This is a genomic window from Nonomuraea sp. NPDC050227 (assembly GCF_044459705.1).
Taxonomy (GTDB): Bacteria; Actinomycetota; Actinomycetes; order Streptosporangiales; family Streptosporangiaceae; genus Nonomuraea.
The window spans coordinates 228,005-240,551 of record NZ_JBITJF010000004.1 but is presented as its reverse complement, the minus strand read 5'-3'; the positions used below and the strand labels follow the sequence as shown (position 1 = coordinate 240,551).

The following is a 12,547-nucleotide window of genomic DNA, read 5'->3' as shown; positions in this document are numbered from 1 at the left end:
CGGCGCGGGGGTGGCTAGCGGCTCCGGTCGGCCTCGGTGTGCGGAAAGGGTCTTGCGTCGTTCAGCGGGCAGCCTGGGTGCCTGTCGTCGCCGTTGCGGGGAGTGCTGGGGGCAGGGACCGTTGGAGGAGGGCGCCGACCAGCAGGATGAGGCTTGCGTTGAGGAGCTGCAGCAGCTCGACACGTGGTGCGGCCGCTCCGAAGGCGGTTGTGAGCATGGCCGGGTACTGGCGGGCGGTGATGCCGTGCGGGTAGACGGCCAGGGTGAACTCGACGTGCTCGTCGCGGGTGTTGCCTTGCAGCAGCGGTACGGCCGCCTGCTTGCCTGCGGCGAAGACTTTGGCCGGCTCCTGCGGGACGAGGCTGGTGCCGTAGGCGAGCAGCGGGAACCGGGCGGTGTGCGGCAGCAGCTCCGCGGCGCTCTTACGGCGCAGGCAGGCCACGTCGGCGCAGTTCAGTTGCTCGGCCAGGGCCTGGCCGGCGCCTTGGATCGTCTCGATCGGATGCCAGGAGGAGAGTGCGGGCTGAGGGTGCAGGTGCTCATCGCGCCGGCCGAGGCTCCGGCGAGGGTGACCTTGCCGGGATCGCCGCCGAACGCGGCGATGTTGGCGCGCACCCAGCGCAGCGCCGCCACCTGGTCCTGCAGGCCGAAGTTGCCGGCCTCGCCGAGCTGGGCGAAGAAGCCGAACACGCCGAGCCGGTAGTTGACCGTCACGACCACGATGTCGCCGGTCTTGACCCGCCGGGCCGGGTCGTAGATCGAGCCGGCGCCGGTGATGAAACCGCCGCCGGGCACCCAGACCATGACCGGCCGCCCCTTGCCGGGCCGGACGGGTGTGGTCACCTCCAGGGTCAGGCAGTCTTCGCTCTGCGGGGTGCCCTTCGGCATGTCAGGCGCCTCCGGCTGCATGCACGCCGGTCCTGCCTTCGTCGCGTCACGGATGCCAGTCCAGGAACTCGCCGGCCGGGGTGGCTGCCAGCGCCGCTCTCCGGTGGGCGAGGCGGCGTACGGGATGCCGCGGAAGCGGCGGACCCCATTCTGATTCGTGCCCTGGACCTTGCCCGACGCCGTCATGACGACCGGGTCGGAGATGCCGTCGGCATGGGCGGCGGTGCCGCCCGCCACGAGCGTCCATGCGGTTGCCAGCAGGGTGACGATCGCGGCCGGCGCCGGAGTGCGGCCGGTCATCGCCCGTGGCCGCTCTGCTTGGCCTTCTTGCTGCCCCAGCCGGCCAGCAAGGCTCCGGTGACGGCGGCCACCGCGTAACACGCCAGCCACACCGCGAATCCACCGGGCAGCCATGCGAGCAGCCCGGCGTTGTCGTGGTCGGCGAGCAGCCGGATGGCACCTTGTGCTCCCAGGACCAGCAGCAGCATGCCAATGATCAGCACGGTGACGTGCTTCATGTGCGCTTTGTCTCCCATCGCCCCGAAAGGCAGTGACGGCAGGCGTGAACACGCCCTCCACAGGTTGTGGTGCGATCGAACCATAACATCGGTCTTGGTACGATCGCACCACAAACGATTCGCGAGGAAGGACGGCATGCCCCGACAGGTGGACCACGACCAGCGCCGCCGCCAGATCGCAGAAGCCGTCTGGCGCCTGGCTACCCGCGGTGGCCTGGAAGACGTCACCCTGAGGCAGGTCGCCGCGGAGGCCGGGGTGTCCGCCCGGCTGCTGCAGTACTACTTCGGCACCCGCGATGAGCTGCTGCTCGGCGCGCTGGAGATCCTCAACGACGATGCCGAGCAGCGGGCCCGCGAACGCCTCGCAAAGCTCGGCGAAGCGCCCGGCATGCACGCGGTCGTGCGCGGAGTGCTGTTCGAGCTGCTTCCGCTGGATGAGGAACGACGCAGCCGGCACCTGGTGTACGCCGCCTACTTCGTCCGCTTCCTGACCGACCCCGCCCTGGCCAAGGTCGCCCAAGACGCACCGCGTGCGCTGGAGAACCTGGTCACCGGCCTGCTCGTGCAAGGGCAGGAGTCCGGCCAGGTGCCCTCGCACATCGACGCCGCGGCCGAGGCCGCGTTCCTGGTGGCAGGCGCCGAGGGGATGCAGTCGAGCGTTCTGCTGAGGCAGCGGTCCGCCGAGGACGCCGTAGCCATGATCGACCACCAGCTTGCCCGCGTCTTCACCACCACCACGTCGAGGATGTGACGGTAGAGGGGGCCCGGGACCGGCGCCGGCGGCCGATCGCCTCCGCCTGGTGCACCGCCACGTCCCGCCTGCCATCCGAGGCCGTCAGGACGCCCCGCTCAAAGGTGTGCGCCCGCCAACGCCCAGCACGTCCGTGCACTGTCCGGAATCACTCTGCACTTTCGGTGCTCGGAGAAGTACAGAGGTAGAAGACCTCAGGATCACCTTCATCGAGGCCGTGCACCATCCCTACCGGCTGCCAGCCAACCCGCTGGAGCAGTCGCTGCATGGGATGGTTGGACAGGTTCGTTGAGGTGAACAGCTTCGCGGTCCGGCATGAGGCTGCTGCAGCGCGCAGCAGCCTCTCGCCAACGCCATGACCCCGGGCCGGCTCAGCCACCATGAGCATCGTCACGAACCCCTGCTCGAAGAAGGTGTACTCGACGACGCAGTAGCCGACCAGCCCGGCCGGGGTGCCGGCGACAAGGACGGACCCGTCGCGACACCAACGTTCGATGCTGCCGCGCCGCTCGCCACCATCGGATCTCGCGACGGAATCCAGGATCACGAGGGCCTCGGCATCGACCGCTCCGCCGGCTCGAACAGACAGTGCACCGAAGTTGTCGGTGTTCATGGGCGCGATCCTCCTCTCCTGACAAGATCCCTCATGGTGCACGGATACCCCAGACCTGGCCAGCAGCCTTCGGATGTACTTCGTCGCAGCTGCGTTTCGACAGGCCAGGTCGCGCAGGCTTGGGGGAGAGGTGCCGACCGTCCCGCAGACGACCGTTTCCGGAACGCCCTCAGGCGCAGGTCAGGGGGTAGCACCCCAAGGCCCCGGTTCGAGGGTGGTGCCAGCACCACCCTCAAGTGGGAAAGCAGCACCATCGTTCGCCGGGGCCGCGAGTTCCTACCTTTGAGGCATGAAGAAGATCCTCGGAGCCACCGCCCTGCTGGCTGCCGGCGCTATCGCCGGGGGCGCGACACTGATCCACGGCAACAGCCGCGAGCCGGTTGTGCCCGCTTCGGAGACCACCCGCGGCACGTACCGACTGACCGGAGACGAGCTGGAGGTCGACTCCAGCGGCCCGGTGACGATCACCGTGGTCACCGGGCCGGCGGGCGAGGTCGTGGTCGACCGCAGGCTGCGCTGGACCGGCCCCAAGCGCCACATCGAGTCGTGGAGCGAGCACCGCATGACCATCGACTACGAATGCGGGGGCGGCGACTGCGGCGCCGACTACCGGCTGAGCGTGCCTGGCGGTACCCGGGTCAGGTTCGGCGGCGCGAAGGTCAGCTGCCCGCCCGAGATCGCATGCGAGGAGGCCTAGACCCGGTCTGGAGGCCGGATCTCCTCCGGCAGCGTGACCACGCGCACCACCTGGTCGGCTTCGTAGTCCACCTCGACCATCATGTGCCGGACCCACGCCGTCGTCTTCTTCTCGGTCATGAAGGCGAGGATGCCGTGGCGCTCATCCGGCGCGGACACCACACCGCGTGAAGTAGATGCCTGACGTCGGCGCTAGGTGCCGTGGCGGGCGATCAGCGGGCTGCCGTCCGGCGGCCGCCCCGGACGGCGACGTCTCACAGGATCTCGATGGAGGCTACCTTCGGAGGGCGATTCGGGAAGCTGATCTCGGTCCAGCGATTGATCCTCACCGAGTCGCCGTTGGCGTCGTAGTAGATCAGATCGTTGTTGCCGGTGGAGATCCGGTCGACCCACCATCCACCGAAGTCCGTCCTGCCCCTGTTGGCGTAGCAGTCAACGCTCTGGCGTCCGCCGGAGTGTGACCAGATCTTCAGGAAGTTCTCGCCGCCCCGGCACTCGACGTGGTCGATGGCGAAGGCGGGGCCCCCGGGGACGGTGATGGTCAGTGCGGCGGCTGCGGTGAATGTGGCCAAGGTGGTCAGTGTGCGTCGCACGATTGTGGTTCCTTCCGGGGATCCAAGGGGCAGCAAGCGCTGCTCACCCACTATGAACGGTGAGTGCTTGATTGGTTACTGTCCGCAACGAAACGATGTTGTGGCTTACGAGAGCGCGGAGGCTCAGCCGGGCGGCCCGCTGTGCCCATGGACGGCTGCCAGGTCCCACCGGAGCCGGCGTCCCTGCGCGCGGACGGCGTCGTCGTGCGACCTCGAATCTTCGGGAAGGCACTCAACCTCCGGGCGGGCTCGCGCGTTGGGGAGGGCGAAAGGGGACCTTCACTGATGACAGATGACGACGAGGCTGCCTTCGACGACTTCCTCGCCACCAGAAGCACCTCGTTGCTGCGTACCGCGATCCTGGTGTGCGGGGCGACGCGGCACGACGCCGAGGACCTGGTCCAGCACGCGCTGGAGAAGGTCTACCGGAACTGGCCTCGGATCAGGCACGACAACCCCGAGGCATACGCGAGGAAGGTCGTCGTGAACGCGGCGATCAGCAGGGCGCGGCGGCGCAGGGTCGTCCGGGAGATCATGTTCGCCCGGCCGCCCGAGACCGCCGCCGACTCTCCCGACCTCGACCTGCGCGACACGCTCATCAGTGAGCTGCGCAGGCTGCCGCCCAGGATGCGCGCCGTGCTCGTCCTGCGCTACTGGGAGGACCAGTCCGAGCAGGCCACCGCGGCCCTGCTCGGCTGCTCGGCCGGGACGGTCAAGAGCCAGGCCGCGCGCGGGCTCGCCAGGATCCGCCAGAACATGGATGTCGCAAGGGAAGTGACGAGATGACGATCGAGGACGACCTCGCCGACGCCATGGCGGCGCACGTCGCCGAGGTTCAGGCCGGGCCCGGACTGGGCAGCGCCGTACGCCGGGGGCACCGCGCCCGCGTGACCAGGCTCCGCGTGGCGGGCGCGGCGATCGTCACGGCGGCCGTGGCCGTGACCGTGCCGATGATGCTGAATCCCGGCGAACCCGCCGACAACGGCCCGAACCAGGTCGTGATGCGCGACGACGTGACCGTGCCCGACGTAACGGGCCGGCGCGCCACCGAGGCGGCCAAGGCGCTCCACGATGCCGGGCTGAAGGTCGCGCTCGCCGGGATGCGGAGCGACAACGGCCTGGTGGGCACGCAGGAACCGGCTGCCGGCCAGGTCGTCGCGCGGGGCAGTACGGTCACGCTGCATGTCCAGTTGCCGCCCGCGCCGACGCCGCAGGCCCTGGGAGACCTCGGCGACGGGCGGAAGTTCGGCGGCATCCAGCTCACCTACCTGCCGGACGGGCTCGAATGGGGCAAATGGTCGAAAGACGACGTGATCGGCCCCGGCAGGAGCTACACCACCAGCTACCGGAAGCCGGGCATCCGGCAGGACGGCTACGCCGTCCAGGTGATCGTGGCCCACGACGCGTCCGCGAACGCCCTGTACGACTTCCGGCCAGAACCCCGGACCGAGACGGTGGACCTGGACGGCAGGCCCGCGCGGCTGTCCAGGGACGGCGACTCGGGAGCCGCCGGCGGCCCGGTCACGCCCTCGGTCACCTGGAAGCTCCGCAAGGACCTGGCCGTCAAGGTGCTCATCGGCCCCGAGTACGCCAAGGAGATCGACGCCATGAGTGAGCTGCGGAAGATCGCGAAAGGCATCCGCCCGGTCCGGTGACGCGCGCCGGCTCCGCGCCCGGAGCCGCGCTCGTCCGATCATGGTGCGCGCAGGGCCCGAGGGGCGTCCGTGCTCTCGACCTTGCGCAGCACCACGCCGAGCAGCCGGTCGGCGGTCAGGTAGCCGGTGCGGCGGGAGTCGAGCGAGCGCCGCGGGTTGTCGCCCAGCACGACGAGATGGCCGTCCGGGACGCGCGTTCCCGGCGCGGTGCGAAGGGCGGGCACGGTCGCGCGGGGAATGGGGTCGCCGGGGACGGCCGCGAGCCGCTTGATCATCCAGCGCGCCTGCCCGTCCTCGGCCGCCTCCACGAGCCGGGCCAGGACGACGACCTGGCCGGTGCGCAGCCGTCGCGGCCCGGCCCTGCGCACCAGCACGCGCTCCCCGGGCCGGTAGGTGGGCAGCATGCTCTCCCCCTCCACGGTCACCACCACGTACGCGCGCCGCAGCCAGGCGAGCCCGAGCCCGATCGCCCCGAGCCCGATCGCCCCGAGCCCGGCGACCAGGCCGGCGACGATCATCCGGGCACCTCCACGTCGTCCCGGTAGCCGCTGGCCTGCCGGGTGAACAGCCGGGCGTACGTGCCGTCCAGGGCCATCAGCTCGCCGTGCGTGCCCAGCTCGGTGACCACGCCGTCGCCGAGCACCACGATGTCGTCGGCGTCGCGGATCGCGCCGAGCCGGTGGGAGACGACGACGCTGGTCCGTCCGGCCCGCAGGCGGGCGAGCTGCCGGTGGACCTCGTGCTCGGCCTCGGCGTCGAGGCCGGCGCTCGGCTCGTCCAGGATCATCAGGTCGGCGTCGCGCCGCAGGAAGGCCCTGGCCAGCGCCAGCCGCTGCCATTGCCCGCCGGACAGCAGCACGCCGTCCTCCTCCTCGTCCTGCTCCGGCGCGAACTCGCGGCTCAGCATCGTGTCGTAGCCGTGCGGCAGGGCGGAGAGGGCGTCGTGGACGCCGGCCTCGCGGGCGGCGCGCTCCAGGCGGTCGCGATCGCCCTCCGCGGTGAGGTCGCCCACGGCGATGTTGTCGGCCGCGGTCAGCTCGTAGGAGACGAAGTCCTGGAACACCGCCCCCATGCGGGCGCGCAACGTCCCGGGGGTCACGTCCCGGATGTCCACGCCGTCCCACAGGATCGCGCCGCGGGTCGGGTCGTAGAACCGGCACAGCAGCTTGACCAGCGTGCTCTTGCCCGCGCCGTTCCGCCCGACCAGCGCGACCGTGTGCCCGTACGGGATGAACAGGTCGACGCCGCGCAGCACCCACGGGTGCTCGTCGCTGTAGCGGAACCACACGTCGCGCAGCTCGACGCCGCGGCGCAGCGCCGGCAGCGGGACGGGCCGCGCGGGCGAGGGCAGCCCCGGGCCCGAGTCCAGGATCGTGACGTGGTGGTGGAAGGTCAGCAACTGCTCGTGGGCCATCGTCCCGGCCGAGACGGTGACGTTCAGCGCCGCCTGCACGCCCGCGACGGCCGCCACGAACATCGCCACGTCGCCCACGCTCAGCCGCCCCTGGCCGGCCGCCAGGATCGCCCACACCATGCCGGCCCCGGCGACCAGCGCCGACGCGCCCGCCAGGCCCGCCTGCATCCCGAACTCGCGCCGGTCCATCGTCCGGCGGGCCCTGATGGCGGTCCACGCCTCGCCCAGCATGCGCAGCCGCAGGAACGACCCGAGGTCGAACAGCCGGATCTCCTTGGCCGCGTCGGTCGTGGACATCAGGTGGGCGTAGAACATCTCCCGGCGCTCGGCCGGCCCGATGCGCCACATCATGTCCACCCGCTGGCGGGCCAGCCGCAGCTCGATCAGCAGCGCCGGGACCGCCGACAGCAGCACCAGCCCGGTGAAGGCCGGGCTGATCACCACCAGCGACCCGACGAACCCGGCGACGGTGATCACGCTGCTGGTCGTCGAGAGCGCGGTGTCCACCAGCCTGCCCGGGTTGCTGGCGCTCTGCTGGGCCATGCGCAGCCGGTTCAGGAAGGTCGGGCTCTCGAACCTGGCAAGCCCGGTGAACCCGCACACCGCGGCGAACAGCTCGGCCTTGGCCCGCACCGACACCTGCCGGTCGACCTCGGCCCGCAGGTACTGGGCCGCCTGCGCGGCGCCGGCCGCCAGCGTCGTGACGGCCGCGACGGCCACCGCCTGCCAGAGCAGCGAGGCGACCCGCCCAGTGGCGACGCCGTCGAGCACCGCCTTGGTCAGCCACGCGAGCACGACCGGGGTGACGCCGCTCACCAGCGTGACCGTGACGTACCCCAGGACGTACAGCGGCGCGGCCCGCCACACCAGCCCGACGCCCCGCGCCGCGCAGGCGGCCAGGACGCGGGGGCCCGGCCCGTCCGTCATGCCGCCGAGCCGGCCGGCAGCTGGGCGACGCCGCGGATGCGCGCCAGGACACCGCCTCCCGCCGAGACCTGGAAGAAGCTGGGGAAGGAGTCCACCTGGAACGCGCCGGTCACCGGCCCGCCGTCCGGCTCGACGACCACCTGGGCCACCGGCGAGAGCGTGCGGGCCAGCGGCTCGGCGTCCACGACCACGAGCACCCGCGACCGGTCCTGCCGGGCCGCCCAGGAGGCCAGCTCGGGCAGCTCGGTCCGGCACCGGCCGCAGTCGGAGGACAGGAAGGCGACCACGGCGCCGTCGGGCAGCAGGTCGCGGGCGACGCGGTCGCCGTCGACCGTCCGCACGTCGAACGCGCCGGCCACCTCACCGGCCGCCAGTCCCTTCGCGCCGGGCCCGCCGCGCTGCTCGACGACCTCGTCCAGGGCGTCGAGCAGCTTGCCGTGCTCCTGCAGCCGCCGGGCCAACCCCAGCATCAGCACCAGGCCCGCCAGGCACAACACGCACAACAGACTCGAGACGATCAGCAATGGGGTCACGGGTTCACCTCCGGTTCGACGTTCACGACGGGTTGCTCGCCGCCCGCTCGGCCCCGCGGCTCCCGGCGGTCTCGGGGAGCCGCGTGACGCTGCGGACGCGGGACAGGACCGTCCCGCCCGCGGCGACGCGGAAGACGGTCGGCACGGTCCGCGCCCCGAAGGCCTCGGCGACGTGCGCGTGGTCGCGCTCCACCACCACCCGCGCCACAGGGGAGAGCGCCGCGACCATGCGGGCGGGGTCCCCGGCGCGGGCGTCCACGACCGCCAGGACCCGCGACCGGTCCTGCCCGGCCGCCCAGGCGGTCAGCTCGGTCAGCTCCGCCCGGCAGCCCTCGCAGTCGGGCGACAGGAAGGCCACCACGCCGCCCTCCGGCAGCGAGTCCCGCGTCACGGGGGCCGCGTCCAGGTCCGTGGCGGAGAAGTCGCCGACCAGGTCGCCCGTGGCGGGGCCGTCGAGGTCGGGGGTGCCGGCGACGACCTCGTACAGGTGGTCGATGCGGGCGGTGTGCCTGCGCAGGCGCCGCAGCACCGCGAGCGCCAGCACCAGGTTCATCAGGAACAGAACGCCGGCGAGAGCCGGCACGGCGATTGCGTAGGACACTGTCCAACTCCCGGAGAGGGGGCACGAACGAGGCGCCCGGCCACCGGACGGCAGCCGGGCACCGGTCGGTCTCAGCACCAATACTGGGCGCTCGAGTTGGTGATGCAGGAGCCGCAGTGCGAGGTGCCGTTCGGGTAGTAGCAGCAGTACTTCCAGTAGTCCGCCCTGCAACACTGGTAGTCGCAGTCGGTCGCCCGGGCGACGGTGTGCGGGGCGACCATCTCCAGCAGCCGATCGGCCAATTTGGTCATGGCACGCATGAAGCCTTCCTTTCGGTCGGTGGGCTGGTGGCCGCAGCATGCGTCACCCTCCTGAACGATTTCTCAATGGTTTCTCAACGGCCTCCATCGGCCCAGGCAGAGCGCCGGTTCTCCGGACGCCGCGGCCCGGCCGGCCGATCCGGGGTGTTGCGCTGGACGGGAATCACCTGCCAACATGCGGGCGGTAAGGGATCAGCCGAAAGAATCCGTCCCACTGGCCTCGGCGAGCCCGGCGCGGGCCGGCGACTCCACGACCGACGTGTCCCGGCCGCACTCCGGCCCGTCATCCCCATTGCCCGACTCGTGAGGTTGCGATCATGCAGTACGTCGACGTGGCGTGCCGGCTGTTGCTGCTCACCACGTTCGCGCTCGCGCTGGCGAGCAAGGTGACCAGCCGCACGGCCTGGAGAGAGTTCGTCGAGTCCGTCAGGGCGATGAGGGTCGCCCGTGGCGCGGCGGCCCGGCCGGTCGCCGTCGCGGCCGCCGTGGCGGAGGCCCTCGTGGTCGTCCTGGCCGCGATCCCGCTGCCGTGGGCGGGGACGGCGGCGTTCGTGCTGGCGGCCGGGTTGCTGGCCTGCCTCACGGTCGCCGTCGTGCGCGTCGTCCGGCGCGGGGCCGCCGTGTCGTGCCGCTGTTTCGGCGCCTCGACCACGCCCATGGGGGTGCAGCACGTGGTGCGCAACCTCGTTCTCCTCGCGGTCGCCCTGCTCGGGCTGGCCGGCGCGTCGGCCCCCCAGCCCGCCGACCTCGCGCTCGCCGCCGTCGTCGGCGTCTTCGGCGCCATCGCCGGGCTGCTCATGTCGCGCTGGGACGACCTCACCGCCCTGCTGCGCGGCTGACCGGGGTCGGAGGCGAAGCGTGCTCACGAACTCGCCGACGCGGGCCGGGCGGACGGCCGGGTAGCGGTCGTCGTCCGGCGGGTTCGGCTTGCCCCGCCTCAGGGGTACTGAAGGGCGACGTACTCCCTGGGTGGGTGGCCGTCGCCTGCCGCCGCGCGGCCCGAACACGACGACAGCCAGGATGACGGCCGCGTCGCCGTCGGCGGGGTTGCGTGGTTCGGGGACGACGTCGCCGCCCCGTCGCCGGAACTCCTCGACGGCGCCCTTCTCCCCGAGGTGGCCCCAGCCGCCAACTAGCGACATGGCCCTGTTCACAGAGGTGCCAACCTCATCCGCCGCAGGAGCAGGCGCTGGTGGCGGCGTGGGTACAGGGCCTGACGCGGGTGCACTGCACGCGGGCGCACGGGAAGGCGACAGCAGCGATTCCCACCCTTTCAGCCACTAGGCGGGCCGCTGGCCCATCCATATTTTGAGCGACATGAAGCAGCGTGGGCACGAAACACCCAGCACACGCCCCACGACCGAGCAACGCTGCATCGCAGCAGTGTGTCTGATCTTCGCGGCAGCAGTGACCGTCGAGGGACTGCTGACGATCGCTGGAGTGATCCACGGAATCAACGGTGCGGGCGAGGACCTCTCCACCCCTTGGAATGTGCTGATGGGGCTCTTCACCGCGGCCTTCGGAATCTTTGCCACCATCAGCCTGGTGGACGACCTCCGGACCGGCAACTGGCAAGAGCCGTCCTCTTCGGGCGAGAACAACGGGGCTGACGAGGGCGACGATCCCGCAACAGACCTCGACGATGTCGATGACGGCTGGTGACCGCCCACAGTGGGTTTTCGGCAGGCCGGGTCAGGCCAGGATCTGGCGGAGCTTGTGGGCGAATGCGGTGGGGTGGGTGACGAAGCCTGAATGCCCACCCGGGACCATGATCGGCTTGACGCCCAGTCGTTCGGCCAGCGCCAGTGCCGTGTCGTGGGGCAGTTGCCCGCGCGACTGCTCACCGACTGCCACCACGACGTGGGTGGAGGGGTCCACGACGGGCTTGTACGACATGTACGGCAGTGCCGCATGCCCGAAGAAGAACTCCAGGTTGGTCTGCATCCGGGCGAGCTTGGCCTGCATCTGCGCCATCGCTTCCGGCGACTCCGCGATTCCGCCGGGCGGGTCCGGGTCCCACTTGTCGAAACCGGCGCCGGCCGCGAAGAGCGTCATCGCCGCCTCCACCCCGCCGCTTCGGTACGCCTCGTCCACCTCGTGGCCCAGCTTCCTGCGGGGATCGTCGGCGGGGAGGAGGGAGACGGCGGGCGGTTCGTGGGTGACCGCCGTACGTACCAGGCCGGGATGGCGGGTGGCGAGGGCCAGGGCGATCAGGCCGCCGCTGCTGTTGCCGAAGACGTGCGCCGGTCCGCCGCCGGCGGCTTTCAGGACCCAATGGGCGTCCGCCACCTGCGTCTCCATCGACACGTCCGGAAGCGGGCCGTCGGACCGGCTGCGGGAGACGCCGCGGCAGTCGTAGGAGACCACCGTGTAGCTGTCGGACAGCAGCGGCGTCATCCCGGTGAAGTCCCTGGCGTCGTCGGTGCCGCCGGCGATCAGCAGCAGTAACGGGCCCGAGCCCGTCACTTCGTAGTACAGCTCCTCGCTCATGCCTCTTCCTCCGGTGATTCGAGGGCGGCCGCGATCGCGCGCCGCCATGGTTCGTCCCAGGTCAGCCGTCCCTGCCGCAGGTCCTCGACCACACCGCGGACCCACTCCAGTTCGGCGGTGAGCACCGCGCGGCGGTACTCCTCCTCCAGCAGGAACAGCCGTGGCACCTCACCGGCGGACCTCAGCGTCGACTCGACCTCCGCCAGGGCCCCGGCCAGCGCGTGGGCGCGTGTCTCCAGCTCCTTGCGCGCTGCTTCCGGTGGGAGCCCGACCAGTATCGAAACGGCCGCGACGAACTCCGGGAACTCGCCGCCCGTGGTGCGCAGCATCTCGCGCAGCCAGCGTTCGGCGGTTTCGCGCCCCAGGTCGGTGATGGCGTAGACGGTGCGGTCCGGGTGGCTCTCGGTGCTCTCCCGCTGCAGCACCGCCACCAGGCCGAGGCGGGTCAGCCGGTCGATGGTCTGGTACAGACTTGCCCGGCGCCTGACGTTCACGACACGGTCCTTGCCGTACAGCTCGATGAGCTTCTGCATGCGGTAGACGTGCATGGGTTCCTCGGTGAGCAACCCCAGCACGATGAGTCCGAGGACGGAACGTTGCGCCATAGT

19 protein-coding genes are annotated in these 12,547 nt (G+C 71.2%); 6 read left to right on the top strand and 13 right to left on the bottom strand.

The window, feature by feature from the left end:
* Positions 1-61: 61 nt before the first annotated feature.
* From ACIBK9_RS18195 to ACIBK9_RS18185, 3 genes are read right to left on the bottom strand one after another with little or no spacing between them, the layout of a single operon-like run.
* Positions 62-442, bottom strand: coding sequence for a hypothetical protein (locus tag ACIBK9_RS18195; protein ID WP_397159402.1), 381 nt, complete (start codon positions 440-442; stop codon positions 62-64).
* An 11-nt stretch (positions 443-453) separates the two neighbouring features.
* The gene (locus ACIBK9_RS18190; protein WP_397159400.1) at positions 454-1,188 is read right to left on the bottom strand and encodes a carboxylesterase family protein; all 735 of its coding nucleotides are present in this window, start codon (positions 1,186-1,188) and stop codon (positions 454-456) included.
* Entirely contained in the window at positions 1,185-1,406 is a 222-nt protein-coding gene (locus tag ACIBK9_RS18185; protein ID WP_397159398.1) for a hypothetical protein, read from the bottom strand. Before ACIBK9_RS18185 ends, ACIBK9_RS18190 begins: the two co-directional genes overlap by 4 nt.
* Before the next feature lie 136 nt (positions 1,407-1,542).
* Between ACIBK9_RS18185 and ACIBK9_RS18180 the strand changes: the two genes are divergently transcribed.
* Complete coding sequence (locus tag ACIBK9_RS18180) at positions 1,543-2,157, top strand: TetR/AcrR family transcriptional regulator (protein ID WP_397159396.1); 615 nt, start codon at positions 1,543-1,545, stop codon at positions 2,155-2,157.
* Between the two features lie 148 nt (positions 2,158-2,305).
* Here the strand turns inward: ACIBK9_RS18180 and ACIBK9_RS18175 are convergent, their stop codons facing one another.
* The gene (locus ACIBK9_RS18175; RefSeq protein WP_397159394.1) at positions 2,306-2,770 is read right to left on the bottom strand and encodes a GNAT family N-acetyltransferase; all 465 of its coding nucleotides are present in this window, start codon (positions 2,768-2,770) and stop codon (positions 2,306-2,308) included.
* A 289-nt stretch (positions 2,771-3,059) separates the two neighbouring features.
* Here ACIBK9_RS18175 and ACIBK9_RS18170 point away from each other — a divergent pair, with 289 nt between their 5' ends.
* Positions 3,060-3,467 carry a hypothetical protein gene (locus ACIBK9_RS18170; protein ID WP_397159392.1) on the top strand — a complete coding sequence of 136 codons (408 nt, stop codon included), beginning with the start codon at positions 3,060-3,062 and terminating at the stop codon, positions 3,465-3,467.
* On the opposite strand, the gene ACIBK9_RS18165 is transcribed toward ACIBK9_RS18170, so the two are convergent.
* Both ACIBK9_RS18165 and ACIBK9_RS18160 read right to left on the bottom strand, forming a co-directional pair.
* Positions 3,464-3,586, bottom strand: a complete 123-nt coding sequence (locus tag ACIBK9_RS18165; protein ID WP_397159390.1) for a hypothetical protein — start codon at positions 3,584-3,586, stop codon at positions 3,464-3,466. The two genes, ACIBK9_RS18170 and ACIBK9_RS18165, sit on opposite strands and share 4 nt — an antisense overlap.
* Positions 3,587-3,720: 134 nt before the next feature.
* Positions 3,721-4,059, bottom strand: coding sequence for a beta/gamma crystallin domain-containing protein (locus ACIBK9_RS18160; protein WP_397159388.1), 339 nt, complete (start codon positions 4,057-4,059; stop codon positions 3,721-3,723).
* A gap of 285 nt (positions 4,060-4,344) precedes the next feature.
* Here ACIBK9_RS18160 and ACIBK9_RS18155 point away from each other — a divergent pair, with 285 nt between their 5' ends.
* Positions 4,345-4,845 carry a SigE family RNA polymerase sigma factor gene (locus ACIBK9_RS18155; RefSeq protein ID WP_397159386.1) on the top strand — a complete coding sequence of 167 codons (501 nt, stop codon included), beginning with the start codon at positions 4,345-4,347 and terminating at the stop codon, positions 4,843-4,845.
* Positions 4,842-5,714: a PASTA domain-containing protein gene (locus ACIBK9_RS18150; protein ID WP_397159385.1), complete on the top strand. Its 873-nt coding sequence runs from the start codon at positions 4,842-4,844 to the stop codon at positions 5,712-5,714. Before ACIBK9_RS18155 ends, ACIBK9_RS18150 begins: the two co-directional genes overlap by 4 nt.
* A 38-nt stretch (positions 5,715-5,752) precedes the next feature.
* Here the strand turns inward: ACIBK9_RS18150 and ACIBK9_RS18145 are convergent, their stop codons facing one another.
* The 5 genes from ACIBK9_RS18145 to ACIBK9_RS18125 all read right to left on the bottom strand — a co-directional run bounded on the left by ACIBK9_RS18145 (position 5,753) and on the right by ACIBK9_RS18125 (position 9,440).
* On the bottom strand, positions 5,753-6,232 hold the full coding sequence (locus ACIBK9_RS18145; RefSeq protein ID WP_397159383.1) for a S26 family signal peptidase: 480 nt from the start codon (positions 6,230-6,232) through the stop codon (positions 5,753-5,755).
* Positions 6,229-8,055: an ABC transporter ATP-binding protein gene (locus tag ACIBK9_RS18140; protein ID WP_397159381.1), complete on the bottom strand. Its 1,827-nt coding sequence runs from the start codon at positions 8,053-8,055 to the stop codon at positions 6,229-6,231. The genes ACIBK9_RS18145 and ACIBK9_RS18140 overlap by 4 nt, the downstream gene beginning before the upstream one ends.
* Complete coding sequence (locus ACIBK9_RS18135; protein ID WP_397159380.1) at positions 8,052-8,588, bottom strand: hypothetical protein; 537 nt, start codon at positions 8,586-8,588, stop codon at positions 8,052-8,054. The genes ACIBK9_RS18140 and ACIBK9_RS18135 overlap by 4 nt, the downstream gene beginning before the upstream one ends.
* Before the next feature lie 22 nt (positions 8,589-8,610).
* The gene (locus tag ACIBK9_RS18130) at positions 8,611-9,189 is read right to left on the bottom strand and encodes a TlpA family protein disulfide reductase (protein WP_397159378.1); all 579 of its coding nucleotides are present in this window, start codon (positions 9,187-9,189) and stop codon (positions 8,611-8,613) included.
* 71 nt (positions 9,190-9,260) lie between these two features.
* Positions 9,261-9,440 carry a hypothetical protein gene (locus ACIBK9_RS18125; protein WP_397159376.1) on the bottom strand — a complete coding sequence of 60 codons (180 nt, stop codon included), beginning with the start codon at positions 9,438-9,440 and terminating at the stop codon, positions 9,261-9,263.
* Between the two features lie 326 nt (positions 9,441-9,766).
* Between ACIBK9_RS18125 and ACIBK9_RS18120 the strand changes: the two genes are divergently transcribed.
* Together ACIBK9_RS18120 and ACIBK9_RS18115 are read left to right on the top strand one after the other, a co-directional pair.
* Positions 9,767-10,288: a MauE/DoxX family redox-associated membrane protein gene (locus tag ACIBK9_RS18120; protein WP_397159374.1), complete on the top strand. Its 522-nt coding sequence runs from the start codon at positions 9,767-9,769 to the stop codon at positions 10,286-10,288.
* Positions 10,289-10,766: 478 nt separating this feature from the next.
* On the top strand, positions 10,767-11,111 hold the full coding sequence (locus ACIBK9_RS18115; RefSeq protein WP_397159373.1) for a hypothetical protein: 345 nt from the start codon (positions 10,767-10,769) through the stop codon (positions 11,109-11,111).
* A 30-nt stretch (positions 11,112-11,141) separates the two neighbouring features.
* On the opposite strand, the gene ACIBK9_RS18110 is transcribed toward ACIBK9_RS18115, so the two are convergent.
* Complete coding sequence (locus ACIBK9_RS18110; protein WP_397159371.1) at positions 11,142-11,939, bottom strand: alpha/beta fold hydrolase; 798 nt, start codon at positions 11,937-11,939, stop codon at positions 11,142-11,144.
* On the bottom strand, positions 11,936-12,544 hold the full coding sequence (locus ACIBK9_RS18105) for a PadR family transcriptional regulator (RefSeq protein ID WP_397159369.1): 609 nt from the start codon (positions 12,542-12,544) through the stop codon (positions 11,936-11,938). Before ACIBK9_RS18105 ends, ACIBK9_RS18110 begins: the two co-directional genes overlap by 4 nt.
* Between the last annotated feature and the right edge of the window lie 3 nt (positions 12,545-12,547).

Coding starts and splice junctions, on each gene's coding strand:
- ACIBK9_RS18190 (WP_397159400.1), bottom strand. CDS start 1,188: ATGACCGGCCGCACTCCGGCGCCGGCCGCGATCGTCACCCTGCTGGCA.
- ACIBK9_RS18185 (WP_397159398.1), bottom strand. CDS start 1,406: ATGAAGCACGTCACCGTGCTGATCATTGGCATGCTGCTGCTGGTCCTG.
- ACIBK9_RS18180 (WP_397159396.1), top strand. CDS start 1,543: ATGCCCCGACAGGTGGACCACGACCAGCGCCGCCGCCAGATCGCAGAA.
- ACIBK9_RS18175 (WP_397159394.1), bottom strand. CDS start 2,770: ATGAACACCGACAACTTCGGTGCACTGTCTGTTCGAGCCGGCGGAGCG.
- ACIBK9_RS18170 (WP_397159392.1), top strand. CDS start 3,060: ATGAAGAAGATCCTCGGAGCCACCGCCCTGCTGGCTGCCGGCGCTATC.
- ACIBK9_RS18165 (WP_397159390.1), bottom strand. CDS start 3,586: ATGACCGAGAAGAAGACGACGGCGTGGGTCCGGCACATGATGGTCGAG.
- ACIBK9_RS18155 (WP_397159386.1), top strand. CDS start 4,345: ATGACAGATGACGACGAGGCTGCCTTCGACGACTTCCTCGCCACCAGA.
- ACIBK9_RS18150 (WP_397159385.1), top strand. CDS start 4,842: ATGACGATCGAGGACGACCTCGCCGACGCCATGGCGGCGCACGTCGCC.
- ACIBK9_RS18145 (WP_397159383.1), bottom strand. CDS start 6,232: ATGATCGTCGCCGGCCTGGTCGCCGGGCTCGGGGCGATCGGGCTCGGG.
- ACIBK9_RS18140 (WP_397159381.1), bottom strand. CDS start 8,055: ATGACGGACGGGCCGGGCCCCCGCGTCCTGGCCGCCTGCGCGGCGCGG.
- ACIBK9_RS18125 (WP_397159376.1), bottom strand. CDS start 9,440: ATGACCAAATTGGCCGATCGGCTGCTGGAGATGGTCGCCCCGCACACC.
- ACIBK9_RS18120 (WP_397159374.1), top strand. CDS start 9,767: ATGCAGTACGTCGACGTGGCGTGCCGGCTGTTGCTGCTCACCACGTTC.
- ACIBK9_RS18115 (WP_397159373.1), top strand. CDS start 10,767: ATGAAGCAGCGTGGGCACGAAACACCCAGCACACGCCCCACGACCGAG.
- ACIBK9_RS18110 (WP_397159371.1), bottom strand. CDS start 11,939: ATGAGCGAGGAGCTGTACTACGAAGTGACGGGCTCGGGCCCGTTACTG.
- ACIBK9_RS18105 (WP_397159369.1), bottom strand. CDS start 12,544: ATGGCGCAACGTTCCGTCCTCGGACTCATCGTGCTGGGGTTGCTCACC.